At 66.2% G+C, this 16,592-nt stretch carries 14 protein-coding genes, 1 tRNA gene and 2 pseudogenes; 13 read left to right on the forward strand and 4 right to left on the reverse strand.

All coding sequences use genetic code 11. The features are described from left to right. The 4 genes and pseudogenes from ACRDPN_RS06510 to ACRDPN_RS06525 form a co-directional block, all read left to right on the forward strand. Window positions 1-891 (forward strand): annotated as a pseudogene (locus tag ACRDPN_RS06510) (acetate--CoA ligase family protein); the annotation flags it as partial. 199 nt (window positions 892-1,090) lie between these two features. Further along, the gene (locus tag ACRDPN_RS06515; protein ID WP_431446564.1) at window positions 1,091-2,503 is read left to right on the forward strand and encodes an Nramp family divalent metal transporter; all 1,413 of its coding nucleotides are present in this window, start codon (window positions 1,091-1,093) and stop codon (window positions 2,501-2,503) included. Window positions 2,504-2,519: 16 nt separating this feature from the next. Then, complete coding sequence (locus tag ACRDPN_RS06520; protein ID WP_431446565.1) at window positions 2,520-3,092, forward strand: hypothetical protein; 573 nt, start codon at window positions 2,520-2,522, stop codon at window positions 3,090-3,092. A 61-nt stretch (window positions 3,093-3,153) separates the two neighbouring features. Then, the gene (locus ACRDPN_RS06525) at window positions 3,154-4,164 is read left to right on the forward strand and encodes a TerC family protein (RefSeq protein ID WP_431446566.1); all 1,011 of its coding nucleotides are present in this window, start codon (window positions 3,154-3,156) and stop codon (window positions 4,162-4,164) included. 62 nt (window positions 4,165-4,226) lie between these two features. Here ACRDPN_RS06525 and ACRDPN_RS06530 read toward each other — a convergent pair whose 3' ends face one another. Continuing rightward, a complete protein-coding gene (locus ACRDPN_RS06530) occupies window positions 4,227-4,925 on the reverse strand; it encodes a GntR family transcriptional regulator (RefSeq protein ID WP_431446567.1) in 699 nt (232 codons plus the stop codon). Window positions 4,926-5,036: 111 nt separating this feature from the next. Beyond that, window positions 5,037-5,183: a hypothetical protein gene (locus ACRDPN_RS06535; protein WP_431446568.1), complete on the reverse strand. Its 147-nt coding sequence runs from the start codon at window positions 5,181-5,183 to the stop codon at window positions 5,037-5,039. Between the two features lie 225 nt (window positions 5,184-5,408). Between ACRDPN_RS06535 and ACRDPN_RS06540 the strand changes: the two genes are divergently transcribed. Beyond that, window positions 5,409-6,008 (forward strand): GNAT family N-acetyltransferase, encoded by a 600-nt coding sequence (locus tag ACRDPN_RS06540; protein ID WP_431446569.1) that lies wholly within the window; start codon window positions 5,409-5,411, stop codon window positions 6,006-6,008. Window positions 6,009-6,028: 20 nt separating this feature from the next. Here the strand turns inward: ACRDPN_RS06540 and ACRDPN_RS06545 are convergent, their stop codons facing one another. Further along, window positions 6,029-6,448, reverse strand: a complete 420-nt coding sequence (locus tag ACRDPN_RS06545) for a group I intron-associated PD-(D/E)XK endonuclease (protein ID WP_431446570.1) — start codon at window positions 6,446-6,448, stop codon at window positions 6,029-6,031. Between the two features lie 63 nt (window positions 6,449-6,511). On the opposite strand from ACRDPN_RS06545, the gene ACRDPN_RS06550 reads away from it, so the two are divergent. The 7 genes and pseudogenes from ACRDPN_RS06550 (at window position 6,512) to ACRDPN_RS06580 (ending at window position 14,619) form a co-directional block, all read left to right on the forward strand. After that, a tRNA-Arg gene (locus tag ACRDPN_RS06550) sits at window positions 6,512-6,585 on the forward strand. A 63-nt stretch (window positions 6,586-6,648) separates the two neighbouring features. Continuing rightward, window positions 6,649-7,824: a PrsW family intramembrane metalloprotease gene (locus ACRDPN_RS06555; protein WP_431446571.1), complete on the forward strand. Its 1,176-nt coding sequence runs from the start codon at window positions 6,649-6,651 to the stop codon at window positions 7,822-7,824. Continuing rightward, window positions 7,821-8,750, forward strand: coding sequence for a hypothetical protein (locus ACRDPN_RS06560; RefSeq protein ID WP_431446572.1), 930 nt, complete (start codon window positions 7,821-7,823; stop codon window positions 8,748-8,750). Before ACRDPN_RS06555 ends, ACRDPN_RS06560 begins: the two co-directional genes overlap by 4 nt. Window positions 8,751-8,836: 86 nt before the next feature. Next, a complete protein-coding gene (locus ACRDPN_RS06565; protein WP_431446573.1) occupies window positions 8,837-10,543 on the forward strand; it encodes an ABC transporter in 1,707 nt (568 codons plus the stop codon). Then, window positions 10,540-12,204 (forward strand): GTPase, encoded by a 1,665-nt coding sequence (locus tag ACRDPN_RS06570; protein ID WP_431446574.1) that lies wholly within the window; start codon window positions 10,540-10,542, stop codon window positions 12,202-12,204. Before ACRDPN_RS06565 ends, ACRDPN_RS06570 begins: the two co-directional genes overlap by 4 nt. Before the next feature lie 30 nt (window positions 12,205-12,234). Continuing rightward, window positions 12,235-13,917: pseudogene (gene ettA, locus ACRDPN_RS06575) on the forward strand (energy-dependent translational throttle protein EttA). A gap of 108 nt (window positions 13,918-14,025) precedes the next feature. Then, on the forward strand, window positions 14,026-14,619 hold the full coding sequence (locus tag ACRDPN_RS06580; RefSeq protein ID WP_431446575.1) for a hypothetical protein: 594 nt from the start codon (window positions 14,026-14,028) through the stop codon (window positions 14,617-14,619). On the opposite strand, the gene ACRDPN_RS06585 is transcribed toward ACRDPN_RS06580, so the two are convergent. Then, window positions 14,620-15,093: a MarR family winged helix-turn-helix transcriptional regulator gene (locus ACRDPN_RS06585; RefSeq protein WP_431446576.1), complete on the reverse strand. Its 474-nt coding sequence runs from the start codon at window positions 15,091-15,093 to the stop codon at window positions 14,620-14,622. A 96-nt stretch (window positions 15,094-15,189) separates the two neighbouring features. Between ACRDPN_RS06585 and ACRDPN_RS06590 the strand changes: the two genes are divergently transcribed. Further along, entirely contained in the window at window positions 15,190-15,738 is a 549-nt protein-coding gene (locus ACRDPN_RS06590) for a YceI family protein (protein ID WP_431446577.1), read from the forward strand. Window positions 15,739-16,592 lie beyond the last annotated feature (854 nt).

Below are 16,592 nucleotides of genomic sequence, written 5' to 3' on the forward strand. Positions count from 1 at the left end.
ATGGCGATCCTCGGCTTCAGCCGGAGCAGCAAGATGGGTGTCTCCGCGATCGTGGGTGTCGGCAACAAGTCCGACATCGACGAGGACGACCTGCTGACGTTCTTCGAGCAGGACGACAACACCAACATCATCGCGATGCACCTCGAGGACCTCAAGGACGGTCGCTACTTCGCCGAGACCGCCAAGCGGGTCTCCGAGAAGAAGCCCGTGGTGGTGCTCAAAGCCGGGCGCACCGACATGGGTGCGCGGGCGGCGAGCTCGCACACCGGCGCGCTCGCCGGCAACGACAAGGTGTACGACGACATCCTGCGCCAGAGCGGCGTCGTGCGCGCACCAGGCCTGAACGAGATGCTCCAGTACGCCCGAGGCCTACCAGTGCTGCCGACACCGAAGGGCGAGAACGTCGTCATCATCACCGGAGCCGGAGGCTCGGGTGTGCTCCTCTCCGATGCGTGTGTCGACAACGACCTCAAGCTGATGGATATCCCGGAGGACCTCGCCAAGGCGTTCGACGAGTACATTCCGCCGTTCGGTGCCTCGGGCAACCCGGTCGACATCACCGGTGGCGAGCCGCCGTCGACGTACCGCAACACGATTGCCCTGGGCCTCGAGGATGAGCGGGTGCATTCGCTGATCCTGGGCTACTGGCACACGATCGTCACGCCGCCGATGGTGTTCGCCGAGCTGGTGGCCGAGGTCGTCGAGGAGTACCGCAAGAAGGGCATCGTGAAGCCGATCGTCGCGTCGCTTGCGGGTGACGTCGAGGTGGAAGAGGCCTCGGAGTACCTCTACGAGCACGGTGTCGTCGCCTATCCATACACCACTGAACTGCCGGTACAGGTGCTCGGTGCGAAGTACCGCTGGGCCCGCAACGCCGGCGCGATCGGATGAGGCTGGGACCGATGCGGCCAAGGCTCGACAAGACCCATCAAGTACGAACAAGTCAACAACCGATCACGCGTGTTGACGTCAACACAGACACGCGCGATGCGGTCCATCTAGGGGGAAAAATGCCGTGACTGTTCACGAATCTAGTACGAGCCCTTCCGGTTCGGGAGAGCAACTGTGGCATGCGGGCGGCCTCGAGCCGATGCCGATCCGCAAGCTGCCCAAGGCTCCACCGTCCATCCACATTCTTGGCCCGACGGTGTTCCTCGTCGCGCTCGGTGTCGGGATGGGTGAGTCCTACCTCTGGCCACGGCTGGTCCTGGTCTTCGGCCCGGACATCCGCTGGTTGTTCCTGATCGGCGTCACGCTGCAGGCCGTCGTCCTGCTCGAGATGTCGCGCTACGCGATGGCAACGGGCGAGAGCATCTTCTTCGGAGCGGCGAGAGTATTCAAGCCGCTCATGTGGTTATTCTTCGTCTCGGCCATCGCGATCTACATCTGGCCGGGTCACCTCTCGGCAGGTGCGGGAGCGTTCGAGGAGATCACCGGTATCCCGTTCGAGGTGACGGCGACGATCGTCTTGATCTCCATTGGTGTGCTGTTCAGCTCGCTCAAGAACATCTATGACGTCGTCGAGAAGGTTCTCGGCGTGTTGATCGGGATCCTCGTCATCGGCACGGCCATCATCGCTGCGATGGTGGGCACCTGGTCGGACCTCGCGGACACGATCACCGGGATGTTCGCCTTCGGCTACTTCGGCGAGGACAACCTGGCCCTCTCCGCGGCATGGTTCCCGATCATCGTCGGGTCGATCGCGTTCGCGGGACCGTCCGGCATGCAGCAGATGTGGTACACCCTGCAGCTGCGAGACAGCGGCGCCGCAATGGGCTCGCACATCCCCAAGGTCAAGGGGCTGGCGCACGCAGGCGAGACGGAGACCATGCCGACCCGTGGCTACATGTTCGACACCAGCGATTCCGAGGAGATGGAGAGGTGGAAGGGGTGGCGCAAGTGGGTCACCTTCGACGCCTTCTTCCTGTTCTGGGGCATCACCATGATGGTGACGATCTCGTTCACGCTCATCGCGCTGGCCGCTGCGAAGGAGAACCCTGATGTTGGCGAGCTCGTCCAGGGTGACGACCGCGACGCCGCTCTGGTCGCGATGTCGGACGGTTTCGCAGCCGCAGGGAGCCCGGTGCTGGGCACCGTGTTCTTCGGCTTCATCGCCCTGATCGGGCTCAACGCGACGCTCGGGTTGTTCGACTCGTTCTCGCGTGGTCAGGCCGACATGACCTACTACTTCGTGAAGGGTGCGAAGCGGTTCAACATGTCGCAGCTGTACGCGTTCTACCTGTGGGGCGTGATCCTCTTCGGCATCGGGATCATCTTCTTCGGACCGGCAGACGGACCAGCCGCGATTCTGGACGTGCTCGCGTTCCTGTCCACGTTCGCCATGGGCGCCTACTGTGTCGTCCTGCTCCTGGTGAACAACAGGATGCTGCCCAAGCCGATTCGTCCGGGCATCGCGCGGAACCTGATCATCGGCTTCGGTGCGGTGTTCTACCTCGGCATGCTGTTCTACAGCTTGGCGCGGTTCGGTGTGGTCGTGAGCTGACGTGTCCACACCAGAGATGCGAGAACTCGCTGAGTTCGCCGTACCGACGTACGTCATCGGTGCGGTCGCCGCACTCGGCGCCGGGGGGCTGGCCGCTTTCGCGGGCCAGCCCTCCGGCTGGGCGGTGATCACCGGACTCGCATTCGGGATCTCGATCGCACTGTTCGGAGCGGGTTACGCAACTCTCGTCGCCCTCGAGAAGGCCCCGGTCGGGGTGTTCACTCCTGCGGCGGCGTACTGGTTCTTCGCGTTTCCCGCGGCGATGCTGGTGCACTCCATCGTCACCGAGTGGCTGTTCACCGGCGGACCCGGTCTGCCGGCAGGGCCGCTGTGGCAGTTCCTCCTCTACAACGCACTTCTCAGCATGGGGTTCGCCATCGGCTTCCTCTGGTCCCATGAGTACCTCGGCCGACACTGGTGGCCACGGATCCGAGCACACAACAGGTACGCGTTCATCGTCGTCGAGGAGTACAAGGGGCTCATGACCGTGCTGCAGGAACGCAAGGAAGCGACGGCCAGGGGCCGCGCTGAGAAGCAGCAGCAGCGTAAGGAAGCACGCGAAGCCCGTTCCGCCGCGCGGCACGGTTGACTCACCTTTCGTAGGACACCCGTCGTAGCGACCCGACCACAATTTCGTAGGAGAGCGATCGATGGACGTTTCGATGACCGTGTGGGCAGTGACCCTTGTCGTGATCCTGGCCGTGCTGGCCCTGGACTTCTTCATCGTGGCAAGGAACCCTCACGAGCCATCGCTTCGAGAGGCCACCCTGTGGGTGATCTTCTACGTCGGTCTCGCTGTGCTCTTCGGAGTCGGGCTGACCGTCGCGGCCGGCGGCCGTCCCGGCGGTGAGTTCTTCGCAGGCTGGCTGACCGAGTACTCCCTGTCGGTCGACAACCTGTTCGTCTTCCTGATCATCATGGCCAAGTTCTCGGTGCCCAGGCAGTACCAGCAGAAGGTGTTGCTCATCGGTGTCGCCCTGGCGCTGGTGATGCGAGGCATCTTCATCGCGCTCGGGGCAGAGGCGATCGCACGATTCGACTGGGTGTTCTTCATCTTCGGCGCATTCCTGATCTACACCGCCTGGAAGCTGGTCACCGAGGCTGCTGACGAGGATGACGAGTTTGAAGAGAACAAGCTGATCAAGTTCGTCGAGAGCCGGTTCCCGATGTCCAAGGACTATGACGGCGCACGACTGTTCACGGGCGTGCGCGGCAGCCGAATGATCACCCCGATGTTCATCGTGATCCTGACCATTGGCACCACCGACCTGCTGTTCGCCCTGGACTCCATTCCGGCGATCTTCGGCCTGACGCAGGAGCCCTACGTGGTGTTCACGGCGAATGCCTTCGCCCTGATGGGGCTACGGCAGCTGTACTTCTTGATCGGCGGCCTGCTGGACCGGTTGGTGTACCTGTCCTACGGTCTCGCGATCGTGCTCGGGTTCATCGGGGTCAAGCTCATCTTCGAGGCGCTCCACCATCGCGGGGTTCACTGGGCACCCGAGATTCCGATCCTGGTGTCCCTTGGCGTCATCATCGGGACGCTGACGGTGACGGCGGTGGCGAGCCTCGTCAAGTCGCGAGGGAGCCAGCCGGCCGAAGACGATGCCGGTGAGATGGTCTCCACCAGCGCCGACGGCGATGCGCCGGACAACGACTGACCATCGACCCGGCTCATATCACCGGGCGTCGTGCGGCCACGATGCTCCGCGTGCCGGCGCGATCAGTTCTCTGCTGAAGTCTGGGTCTCCATGTACGCCATGCGGGTGCGCTCGGTGTGCTCACGCATGATCTTGGCGGCACCGTCCTCATCGCCGTCAGCGATCGCCTTGATCAAGCGGGCGTGCTCCCGCCAGGCGGCCTTCCCCCGCACCTGGGCGATCGGCGTGTAGTACCAGCGGACGCGCCGGTCGACCTGCGCGGCGAAGCCGATGAGGAACTTGTTGCCGGACATCTCCGACACCAGGCGGTGCAGCTCAGCGTTGGTGCGGACCGCCCCGTCAACGTCTCCGGCGTCGAGACATGACTCTCCTGCGCGACAAAGCTCGCGCAACTTCGCGACGGGCTCCTTCGCCGTGTGCCTGGCAGCCAGGCGCGCCGATTCCGACTCGAGCGCCGCGCGCGCGGCGAGCAGCTGGTCCACCTCGTTCTCGGCAGGCACGTGCACGGTGGCGCCGAACCCCGGGCGCAGATCAACCCATCCCTCGTTGTGGAGACGCTGCAAAGCCTCCCGGACGGGTTGTCTGGATACGCCCAGCATTCGCGCGAGCTCGTCCTCGACGAGGTGTTGACCGCGGCTCAGCGTTTCATCGATGATCATCTCTGTGAGTGCCTCGTAGACCGACTCCCGCAAAGGGAGCGGCCGCTTCAGCGGTCGGAAGCCGGCCGGGCGGATGGGCTCGGAGCCCACACTTTGGGTCATCTGGTCCTCCGAAAGAGACGATTCTGAGTCGACGTAGACAGTCTACTGAATGCAGCGGACAAATAGGATCTTTGTCCTCAGCAAACCTGCACTACTTTGAGCCGGTGCACATCAGACAGCCGAACCGACCTTGGCCGTCTCGGCTTCGAGCTCAGCCTCAGCGGACGAAAAGTCCAAGGTGAGCTCCTGCTCCGTCTCGTTGACGTGGGGGAAGTTGCGGCGAGCGGCGAGCGCGCCGAAGCGACGGGTGAAAATCATGTGTTGGTTCCTTTCTTGGAGTGCCGAATCGTTCCCGACTCGGCAACATTGCCTACTGCATACATTCAACCAACGCATCGAACGGTTTATGACCAAATCTCCTGTGATCTCGATGACAAACACCCGGTTTTGACGGTGAGGGTCGTCACACAGGCCACCGTTTCAAGCCCCAAGACAAACCTCTCGACCAAGCCCGGGGGTACGTATACTGTGTACAATTGGGTGATGACGATCACACCAGCGAAGCAAAGGCTCAAGAACAACGTCGTTCTGCTCGACCCACTGCAGCCGGACGATGCCCCGGACTTGTTCGCTGCGCTCGACGACGCTCGGGTCTGGGCCGGAGGTTGGGGCGGCGGGCTGGCCGCCCGGCCCGACGTGCCTGAGGGCATGAGCACGGTGGTGGGCAAGCTGATCTCGAGCGGGTCCGCGTGGGCTGTGCGCGACGCGCAGAGTGGCGATCTGGTCGGCACGGCCAGCCTGCTCGACGTCGACCTGGTCAACGAGCGTTGCATGTTCGGCGCAGCGGCGTACGCACCGGCCGTGTGGGGTACCCCCGTCAATGCGGCGACCAACCTCGGGCTGCTCGGGCACGCATTCGATGACTGCGGGTTCGGTCGGGTGGAGCTTCAGACAGATGTGCTCAACGCTCCGATGTCGAGGGCAATCGAAAAGCTGGGCGCAACGCATGAAGGGACGCTGCGCCGGCACAAGCGGCGCGCCGACGGCACCTTCCGCGACTCGGCCGTCTTCTCGATCCTTTCCGATGACTGGCCGGGCGTCCGGGACCGCCTGAAGGAGCGTCTCGAGGAACGGCCCACCTGAAGCCGTGGCCAAATGGGTGGCTAGGCGACTGGAAACGTGCGGAACCTGGCGGCGGGCAGCACACCCCGTTGCTGACCGTTCCTGCTCGGTGTCACACGCAAGGTCACGGACTGCCGGTAGTCCACGGGTCGCAGGTAGTAGCAGTCGTCCGTTTCTGGGCAGTAGATGCACACGACGTCTACCTCAGACTTGTCGGATGGCTTCATGTGCGTACCGTTCCGATCAGCCCAGACGGAGCGGAATTGCACTGAAATCGAGCCCGTCCGCGAGGACCGGTACTTGACTTGAACGCGGTGGAATGCGCCGGCTCGGTAAGCAACGAGGTCGAACGCGGCATGTTCCGTCGCTGGAAACAGGACCGTGTATCCCTTGTCGACTAGATCTGCATGCGCCTTGGCGGTACCGAGATCCCCTTTGTCCTTGGTGTGGTGTGCCGCCATGCCGCCCAGACTAATCGAATACCCATCCTTCGGTTTGCTTCGTGATTGACTACGTTGCGTCAGGCCCCCGTAGCTCAGCTGGACAGAGCAAGTCACTTCTAATGACTCGGTCGCAGGTTCGAGTCCTGCCGGGGGCACCCCTGATCTGTCAGCCATCAACCGAATGTCAACAGGGGCACCCCTGATCTAGGCTCAGCAGGGTGACCGACGCCACCACGACGCCGATCCCGGCCACGATGCCCAGGTACCGCGAATCGCCCCGACAGCGCGGACGGGCTGCGCTCCTCACCGGTTTCATCCTCATCGCCGTCGTCGGTGTGGTCGGCGGCATCGTGATCTCGTCCTGGGCCGGCGATCCGGGGGGCGCGGGCCTGTCGATCCTGTTCGCGTTGATTCCCCTCCCGCTCCTGTGGTTGGCGTACTGGTGGCTCGACCGCTACGAGCCCGAACCGCGGCGATACAAGTTCGCGGCCTTCGTGTGGGGCGGCGTCGTCGCGGTGGCCATCGCGCTCGCGTTGCAGTTCTCCATCCAGGCCACCTGGGACCTCTCCGACGAGTCGATGGCCTCGTTCGTGGCACCGGCCACCGAGGAGCCGGCCAAGGGCTTGTTCCTGCTGCTGACGTTCCTGCGCCTGCGTCGCGTCATTGACGGGTTCCTCGACGGACTCGTGTACGCCGGACTCCTCGGCATCGGCTTCGCGTTCATCGAGAACATCGGCTACTACGCCGCCAGCTACCTCGGCTCACCGGACATCAAGCTCGCCGGAGCCGAGGGGGCCACCACCACGTTCATCGTGCGGGGCGTGTTCAGCCCGTTCGCCCACCCGTTGTTCACCTCCGCGTTCGGCATCGCGATCGCCCTCGCGCTGGCTTGTCGGAGCCGTCTCGCGAAGACGATCGTCGTCTCGCTCGGACTGGCCACCAGCATCGGCCTGCATGGGCTCTGGAACGGCTCGCTGTCGTTCGGCGACGGCACCGGTTTCGTTCTGGTCTACCTCGCGTTGGGCGTTGTTCTCCTGGCGGTGGCCTTCCTCGCGATCGTCGTGCGCATGCGACAGGTCCGCATCCTGGAGAAGTCGTTGACGTACGTCGCCGACCGGGGCTGGATCCACCCGGCCGAGATCCCGTACCTCTCACGGTTCGCCTATCGCAAGCGGGCGCGACGCTACGCCAAGCAGCACCACGGACGGGTGGCCTCGCGCATCGTCGGCCGGTACCAGACGCTGGCCACGGAGATGGCGTTCCTCCACCATGCGGTGATGTCGGGCCGCAGCAAGCCGAGGGGGATCGAGCGCACCTACGCGCTGCTCGACGCCATGTACGCCCTGCGTCCAGCCCTGCGCCTCCCGCCCGCGTTGCCGTTGGCACGCCCATGATGAACCGAACGACCCCGGCGCTCGTCCTGTCGCTGGTTCTGGCAGTCGTGGGCGCATGCGGAGGTGGCGACCCGGAGCCGAAGCCTGCCGCCAGCGCCGACAGGGATCGGGCAGCCGCAGCATTCGCCAAGGCCTATGCGACCTTCCGCGCCGACTTCGCCGCCGGAACCGCGCTGGGTGACGGGGACGGCTTGCAGAACGCCACGCGGGCGGTGCGCGCCGTACGTGCCGCCTACTTCGACCTCGACGTGGCCACCCGGGCGATCGACATGCCGGCCGACCTCACCGACGACGTCAACGCGATGCTCGGCGCGATCAGTGACCTCATCGCAGCGCTCGACGAGCAGGGTGCGGCCACCACCTCCGAGGAATTCCAGGCCGCAGGCCCTGAGTCGAGCTCGGCTCTGGAGCAAGCCGACGAGGCGATCCGTGTCGTGGCCGAGGCACTCGGTGTCGGCACCGACGAGGACCCCCCAACAGGAAACGACGGCACGACGAAGCAGCGGGAGCTGAGCCCGTCCTACGTGTCCGGCGGGTCGGTCTCCGATGCCAAGGCCTGGGTCGTCGACCTGCTCGAGGTCGGGGCAGACCACGTGAACCACGAGATCCCGTCCGAGGACATGGGCGTCGTCGTCGCGTGGCGAGCGGCCTTCCCGGAGCTGATCGGTGAGTCGAACGTGGTCGGCTATGAACGGCAAGCGCCCGAGAACGGCGTATCCGGCTTCGCCGTGTTCCCCGAGGACGAGAAAATCCCGGCGGGTCCGACGAATCCGTACTTTCTCGCGTTCGCGGTCCGTGACGGCTCAGGTGCGTGCTCCGGCGGTGTCCTCTCGGGGTATCCGGACCCGACCGACCGACGCCAGGTGGATCTGAAGCCGGGAAGCCGGTGCTCCGGCGCGGCTGTCGCGTCGGCAGCGGGCTACTGACCTCGACCGATGGTGCGTCGGACCATCACTCGTCCACTAACCTGAAGGACAGGGTGGACGCCCGTTTACACCCGAAAGGAGTACCCGTGCCCAGCGAACATGCCTCGGTGGTGCTGCTGGGTGCTCTGTCAAAGCTCCTTGCGGAGGTCACGACAGTGCCCCTGCGCCTCGACGTTCCCGGTGTGGGCGATGCCCGCGCACGCCAGGCCACGATCGTCGACCAGCTGTCCGACTACGTTCTTCCCCGGCTCGTCCAGCTCGACGCGCCGCTGCTGACCGTCGTCGGCGGGTCCACCGGGGCGGGCAAGTCGACGCTGGTCAACTCGATCTGCGGCGAGCGCGTCACCGAGAGCGGGGTGCTGCGACCCACCACCCGTTCGCCGGTGCTGGTGCACCATCCGGACGACGCCCCATGGTTCCAGCGCGACCGCATCCTGCCAGATCTCCCGCGCACGGACGTGCCCACCAACGACTTTCACGCCCTGCGGGTGACGACGTCCGCCCGCGTGCCGCGAGGTCTCGCCATCCTCGACGCACCCGACGTCGACTCCATCGACCGCGGCAACCGCGAGCTGGCCGGCCAGCTCCTGTCCGCTGCCGACCTGTGGCTGTTCGTCACCTCCGCATCGCGCTACGCCGACCAGGTGCCGTGGGACTACCTCAAGCAGGCGGCCGAGCGCAGCACGTCCGTGGCCGTCGTGCTCGACCGCACCCATGCCGATGCCGTCATCGAGGTCCGCGGCCACCTCGCCCGCATGATGACCAGCCGCGGCTTGTCCGACTCCCCGCTGTTCACCGTGCCCGAGTCCGGTACCGACACCGAGGGCCTGCTGCCCCCCGAGGCCGTCGCGCCGATCGTCGGGTGGCTCCACGATCTCGCCGCCGACCCGGTCGCTCGACAGGCCGTGGTGTCCCAGACGCTCGACGGCGCGGTGCGGCACAACGTGCTCCGCACGCACGATGTCGCCGACGCCCTCGACCTCCAGATCGAGGCCGCCGAGCGTCTGTACCAGCAGGCCGAGGACATCTACTCCGAGGCCACCGCGTTCGTCAGCCGCGAGTCCTCCGACGGGACGCTGCTGAGCGGGGAGGTGCTCGCCCAGTGGCAGGAGTTCGTCGGCACAGGGGAGATGGTGCGCTCGGTCGAGGAGCGTGTCACCCGCATCCGCGAACGCCTGGTCGAGGGCGTCACGGGCAAGCGCCACCGCTCCACCGAGGTGGCCGAGGCCGTCGAGGCGGGTCTTCAGTCGCTGGTGGTCGGATACGCCGAGTCGGCGGCCGAGGCCCTCACCCGCACCTGGGGATCCGACGAGGCCGGCCGCACGCTCCTCTCCTCGACGCGCGGGCTCGACCGTGCCTCGCACGAGCTGCGCACCCGTGTCGAGCGCATCGTCCGCGACTGGCAGGCCGCAGTGCTCGAGACCGTGAAGCTCGAGGGCGCTGACAAGCGGATGACGGCCAAGTTCCTCGCATTCGGCGTCAACGGCGTCGGTGCCACGCTGATGGTCGTCGTGCTGGAGCACGCGGCCGGACGTGGTGGAGTATCCGAGGTCGGCCGACGGTTGCTCACGGCCATCTTCGGACGGGAAAAGCTCGGTTCGCTGGTGGCGGCTGCCCACGGCGACCTTCAAGCCGGCGCCGCCCGCCTGCTGCAGGAGGAGAAGCAGCGCTTCCTCGATCTCCTCGACTCACCCGACACCGTGCGAGCCACCCAAGACACGTTGCGTGACGCCGCGCGTCAGGCAGAATACGCACGTCACACCGACTTCCTGGAGGGAGATTCCTCTTCATGAGCGCGACCATCCCCGCCGAGGCCACCCACGAATCGGGCCCAGCCTTCGGTGGAGAGCGCGGCGACGTGTCCACGCGGCTCGACGCCCTGGCAGCGGCCGTCGAGGCGGCGCGCGGCCGGCTCGACGACGAGCTGCTGACACCCGCTGCCGAGCTGGCCGAGCGCGCGTCCGAGCGGCTGCGGCTCTCCGGTGAGCACACCATCGTCGCCCTGGCCGGCGCGACCGGGTCGGGCAAGTCGTCCGTCTTCAACACCCTCACCGACCTCGAGCTGGCCGGCGTCGGAGTCCGCCGCCCCACGACGTCGTGGGCGCTGGCCTGCGCGTGGGGCCCCGAAGGCGCCAACGGGCTGCTCGAGTGGATGGGCATCCCGGCGCGTCACCAGGTGTCACGCATGAGCATGCTCGACCGTTCGTCCGACGACCAGAAGCTCGACGGTCTCGTGCTGCTCGATCTGCCCGACCACGACTCCACCGAGGTCGAGCACCACCTGGAGATGGACCGCCTCGTCAAGTACGCCGACGTGCTGGTCTGGGTGCTCGACCCGCAGAAGTACGCCGACGCCGCCATCCACGACCGCTACATCCGGCCGCTGGCCTCGTTCAAGGACGTGACCGTGGTCCTGCTGAACCAGATCGACCGCATTCCGTACGAGCAGCGCGCGAACACGTTGGACGACGTTCGTCGCATCCTCGACGACGAGGGCCTCGACGGGGTCACCGTCATCGGAACCTCGGCCACGCGCGGCGACGGCATCGACGAGTTCAAGCGTGAGCTCGCGCAGCGCATCCGCGCGAAGGCGTCCGCCAAGGGCCGTCTGAACTCCGACATCACGGCCTCGGCCACGGCGCTCGCGGAAGTCGGCGGCACGAGCGAGGTTCCCGGCATCGGTCCGGTGGACCGCGAGGCGCTCGACGTCGCTCTGCTCGACTGCGTCGGCGTGCCGCAGCTGGTCGAGGCGATCGATGGCTCCACCCGGCGCCGCGCGGGCCGACTGACCGGATGGCCCGTCACTCGCTGGCTGGTTCGGCGCACCGACCCGCTCCAGGAGCTCGGCATCGACCCCCACCACTCGATCTCGCGACTGGCCCGCGCCGCCGAGGTGCCGGGTGCGGCGAACGTCCAGCGAGCCCAGGCCGAGACCGCGGTGCGTGACTTCGCCGAGAAGGCCTCGGTCGGTCTGGAACGACCATGGCGTGACGCGGTGCGTGAGGTCTCCACGTCAAGGGCCGACGACATCGTCGTCTCCCTGGACAAGGCGGTCGTCAGCGCCGACGTCACCGTCCCCACATCGGCGGTCTGGTGGCGAGTCGTCAACGTGGTGCAGTGGGCCCTCCTGGCAGCCTTCATTCTCGGAGGCGTGTGGTGGGGCCTGCTCTACCTGTCCGACCGCTCGGCCCTGTTCGTGCAGGCAGGACCTGAGGTGGCCGGATACCGGTTGGCAGTGGTGATGACCATCGTCGGTCTGGCGGGCGGCATCGGTCTGTCGGTGCTCTCGCGCGTGGCCGCCTGGATCTCCGGGAAGACTCTGGCACGCACGGCGGGTCGCGACCTCACCGAGGCCATCGAGGCGGTGGCCGACGAACGCGTGATCGAACCCGTCCAGGAGGAGCTCGAGGCCTACGCGCGGTACCGCACGAACATCATTCGCGCCCGCGGCTGACCGCGAGGAACCGCTCGTTAGGGTTGTCGGGTGGCCGACTACGTATATACCCTCCGCAACGTCCGCAAGGCGCTCGGCGACAAGCTCGTGCTCGACAACGTCACGCTGTCGTTCCTCCACGGCGCCAAGATCGGCGTCGTCGGGCCCAACGGCACCGGCAAGTCGACGCTGTTCAAGATCATGGCCGGGCTCGAGCAGGCCAACAACGGCGACGCGATCAAGGATCCCGAGGCGTCCGTCGGCATCCTGCTGCAGGAGCCGCCGCTGACCGAGGGCAAGACCGTGCTCGACAACGTTGAGGAAGCCGTCGCCGGCATCAAGGGCAAGCTCGACCGCTTCAACGCCGTCAGCGAGGAGCTCGCCGATCCGGACGCCGACTACGACACCCTCCTCGCCGAGATGGGCGAGCTGCAGGCCGACCTCGACCACGCCAACGCCTGGGACCTCGACTCGCGTCTCGAGCAGGCCATGGACGCCCTGCGCTGCCCGCCGCCCGATGAGATGGTCGACCACCTCTCCGGAGGAGAGCGTCGCCGTGTCGCGCTGTGCAAGCTGCTGCTGGAACAGCCCGACTTGCTGCTCCTCGACGAGCCCACCAACCACCTCGACGCCGAGAGCGTGGCCTGGCTGGAGGCCCACCTCAAGTCCTACCCGGGTGCCGTGCTGGCCATCACGCACGACCGGTACTTCCTCGACAACGTCGCGGAGTGGATCCTCGAGCTCGACCGCGGCAAGACCCACCCCTACGAGGGCAACTACACGACCTACCTGGAGACCAAGCAGCAGCGCCTCGTCGTGGAGGGCAAGAAGGATGCCAAGCGCGCCAAGATCCTGGCCAAGGAGCTGGAATGGGTGCGCTCCAACGCCAAGGCACGGCACACCAAGAACCAGGCCCGTCTCGGTCGCTATGAGGAGCTGGCCGCCGAGGCCGAACGCAACCGCAAGCTCGACTTCGAGGAGATCAACATCCCCGCCGGCCCCAGGCTCGGTGACGCGGTGCTCGACGCCGAGGACCTGCACAAGAGCTTCGGCGAGCGGGAGCTGTTCGACGGACTGTCGTTCAACCTGCCTCGGGCCGGCATCGTCGGTGTCGTCGGACCCAACGGCGTGGGCAAGTCGACCCTCTTCCGCATGATCGTGGGGGAGGAGAAGCCCGACGCTGGCACCCTCGACGTCGGCAAGACGGTCAGCATCTCCTACGTCGACCAGAGTCGCGGCGGCCTCGACCCGAAGAAGAACGTGTGGGAGGTCGTCTCCGAAGGTCTCGACCACATCAAGGTCGCCAACTACGAGGTGCCGAGCCGCGCCTACGTGGCGTCGTTCGGCTTCAAGGGCCCAGACCAGCAGAAGGCGGCCGGTGTGCTGTCGGGCGGTGAGCGCAACCGGCTCAACCTGGCGCTGACGCTGTAGATGGGCGGCAACCTACTGCTGCTCGACGAGCCGACCAACGACCTCGACGTCGAGACGCTCCAGTCGCTCGAGGACGCACTTCTGGACTTCCCCGGCTGCGCCGTGGTGGTGTCGCACGACCGGTGGTTCCTCGATCGCGTCGCAACCCACATCCTCGCCTGGGAGGGCGACGCCGACGACCCGGCCCGCTGGTTCTGGTTCGAGGGCAACTTCGAGGACTACGAGCGCAACAAGGTGCAACGCCTCGGCGAGGAGGCCGCCCGCCCCCACGCCGTCACGCACCGCCGCCTCACCAGGGACTGAGTTCCCGCCCGGAGCTGGCACTCATGGATCCGTCGATTCTCCTGACGGTGCCGCGCATGTCGTGCATGGTTGGAGCCACCGCGCGCCACTCCCGACGAAGGCCACGACGTGACATCCGATCCGCCCGAGACCGATCCGCCTCTGCGGGTATGCCCCAAGTGCAGTGCGCAGAGCCAGGTTGAAGGAGACTTCTGCCCGCGCTGTGGGACCTCGTACGACCGGATGCGTCGACGCCGACCAGGACGGCGATCCATCATCGTCGGGGGCGCCGTACTACTGCTGATTCTCGGAGCAGGAACGGGCCTGGTCCTCAAAGATCGTCACGACCAGCAGGTTCAAGAAGATCGCGCGGCGGCCCTTGCCGAGGAGCATGCGGAAGCAGAGCAAGCGGAGCTTGATGCCCAATCCGAGGCGGACGAATCCGAGCGAGAGCAGCGCCGCGATCTGATCGTCGAGCTCGAGAAGCTCATCAAGAAGGATGCGAAGGCCAACGTGAAGCAGGGGTTCCTCGAAGGCCCAATTCTTTCCGCAAGCTGCACAGCCACCGGCGGAGGATCAACCGATGACCTGACGGCTCGGACGGGCACTTTCGACTGCATCGCAGTCAACGAGGAGAACAAGGACGACACCGTGTCTGGGTACGGCTATGCAGGGACCCTCGACTGGGACACCGGTAGCGCGACCTGGCACCTCGACAACTAGTCAGAAGCGCCGGCCGTGGAGGGTCGCGATGACGCGTTCCATGACGCGGCCGAGGGCGGCGAAGTCTTCTGGGGGAGCGTTCTCGATCAGGTAGTCGTGGACGCCGCGGACGTGGGTGTGGGCCGCCTTCTCGAGCACCGAGAAGCCGTGGTCGGTGAGCACGGCGCTGACGCCGCGGCCGTCCTCGGAGCACTGGTTGCGGCGCACGATGCCGTCCCGCTCGAGTCGGCTGATCGTGTGCGTGACGCGGCTGCGTGAGTGCGCCACCGCCGCGGCGAGCTCGGCCATGCGGATCGAGCGGTCTGGCGCCTCGGAAAGGCGCACGAGGATCTCGTACTCGCCCATCGACAAGTCGTGCTGCGTGCGCAGGTCGCGATCGAGCTGGTCCATCAGCACCGTGACTCCTCCGAGGAGCGAGCGCCAGATGTGCTGCTGCTCCTGATCCAGCCATGGGGTGTCGGTGCGCGTGGTCATGTGACCCATCGTACGTTCGCAGGGAATAAGTGAACCGTCAATCAGTGTTATGCTTGCATGAAAGTTGAACAGTCAACTATATCGGAGGAAAGCACCATGACCAGCACAGCCACCGCCGTTCGCAGCGGCACCTGGACGCTCGACCCGACACACACCGAGATCGGGTTCACCGTGCGTCACATCATGAGCAAGGTTCGCGGCAAGTTCGAGACCTTCGAGGGCTCGGTCGTCACCGCGGACGAGGTCACGGACTCGCGCGTCGACGTGTCCGTCGACCTCAGCTCGATCAACACCGGCACCGTCGACCGCGACAACCACCTGCGGTCGAGCGACTTCTTCGAGGTGGAGAAGAACCCCACGATGACCTTCACGTCAACCGGCGTCGTCGAGAAGGCTCCTGGCGAGCTGGTCGTCCAGGGCGACCTGACCATCAAGGGCGTCTCCAAGCCACTCGAGCTCTCGGTCGAGGTCCTCGGCGAGGGCGGCGACCCGTGGGGCGGCACCCGCGTGGGCTTCGAGGCCACCGGTCAGATCAGCCGCAAGGAGTTCGGGATCGACTTCAACGTCCCGCTCGAGGGCGACAAGGTGATGATCGGCGACAAGGTGTCGCTCGTCATCGCGGCCGAGGCCGTGCTCCAGGCCTGACCGCCCTCCTCGCCCCGCCGACCTGACAACCCCCAGGTCCGGACGCCAACCGCCGGCCGCGACACCATTCGGTGCCGCGGCCGGCGGTTGTGCTCATACCCGTCGTTGACGACGGCCCGGGGCCACAGCAACTGAGAGTTACCGACGCCCTGGGGCGTGCGTAGGTCTCCGTTGCTCGGCGCGGCCACGGCCCGTTTGCGCGCACGTGTTCCCAGATTGCATGGGTTTCGGCCCGGTCGCTGTATCCGGGAACACGTGCTCCCGGAATGCACGAGTGGTCGGTCCGCTCGCCGGTCGCCACGCCGCCGGGATGTTTGGGGAAGTTCGTCAGGCCTCTGACCTGGACAGGTTTTCCCGAACACGGCTGACCTGGCCGGTGGCGCCACCACGTCGCCTGGCGGGCAACTGAGGGTTACCGACGCCGGGGAGCCTGTTGCAATGTTGACTGACGATTCTGCCGAGTGGGGAGAACAAGCCAATTGAAGCCCGCCAACGCGGCTCGTGTGGGGCGACGGCATTGCCGGGCGCGATGACTGAGGAAACTTTTGTACGCCAGAGGGCTTGAAACTTTCCCCAGCGTCGACACCAACCCTTGCTCGTCCGGAGTGCGGGCCCATGGCGCCCCGCGGGCGCTACCGGCCAGCAGTGGGAGACGCGCGGCCGGCGGTTGTGTTCATACCCGTCGTTGACGGCGGCCGGCGGCCACAGCAACTGAGAGTTACCTACGCCCTGACGTCGGTAACCCTCAGTTGCTCGGGTCGGCGGTTGCTGGCGTTCAGCGCTTGCGTACGCCGAAGTCGATGCCGGTCACCGTGCCCCAGCCGGCCGGGTTCTCCTCGTCGGGTACGAAGATC

It is taken from the genome of Aeromicrobium sp. (assembly GCF_050700635.1).
In the GTDB taxonomy this organism is placed as follows: Bacteria; Actinomycetota; Actinomycetes; order Propionibacteriales; family Nocardioidaceae; genus Aeromicrobium.

Excerpts from the sequence above, each read along its gene's own strand:
- ACRDPN_RS06530 (WP_431446567.1), bottom strand. The coding sequence starts at position 4,925 with ATGACCCAAAGTGTGGGCTCCGAGCCCATCCGCCCGGCCGGCTTCCGA.
- ACRDPN_RS06520 (WP_431446565.1), top strand. The coding sequence starts at position 2,520 with ATGCGAGAACTCGCTGAGTTCGCCGTACCGACGTACGTCATCGGTGCG.
- ACRDPN_RS06585 (WP_431446576.1), bottom strand. The coding sequence starts at position 15,093 with ATGACCACGCGCACCGACACCCCATGGCTGGATCAGGAGCAGCAGCAC.
- ACRDPN_RS06570 (WP_431446574.1), top strand. The coding sequence starts at position 10,540 with ATGAGCGCGACCATCCCCGCCGAGGCCACCCACGAATCGGGCCCAGCC.
- ACRDPN_RS06515 (WP_431446564.1), top strand. The coding sequence starts at position 1,091 with ATGCCGATCCGCAAGCTGCCCAAGGCTCCACCGTCCATCCACATTCTT.
- ACRDPN_RS06545 (WP_431446570.1), bottom strand. The coding sequence starts at position 6,448 with ATGGCGGCACACCACACCAAGGACAAAGGGGATCTCGGTACCGCCAAG.
- ACRDPN_RS06590 (WP_431446577.1), top strand. The coding sequence starts at position 15,190 with ATGACCAGCACAGCCACCGCCGTTCGCAGCGGCACCTGGACGCTCGAC.
- ACRDPN_RS06560 (WP_431446572.1), top strand. The coding sequence starts at position 7,821 with ATGATGAACCGAACGACCCCGGCGCTCGTCCTGTCGCTGGTTCTGGCA.
- ACRDPN_RS06540 (WP_431446569.1), top strand. The coding sequence starts at position 5,409 with ATGACGATCACACCAGCGAAGCAAAGGCTCAAGAACAACGTCGTTCTG.
- ACRDPN_RS06525 (WP_431446566.1), top strand. The coding sequence starts at position 3,154 with ATGGACGTTTCGATGACCGTGTGGGCAGTGACCCTTGTCGTGATCCTG.
- ACRDPN_RS06535 (WP_431446568.1), bottom strand. The coding sequence starts at position 5,183 with ATGATTTTCACCCGTCGCTTCGGCGCGCTCGCCGCTCGCCGCAACTTC.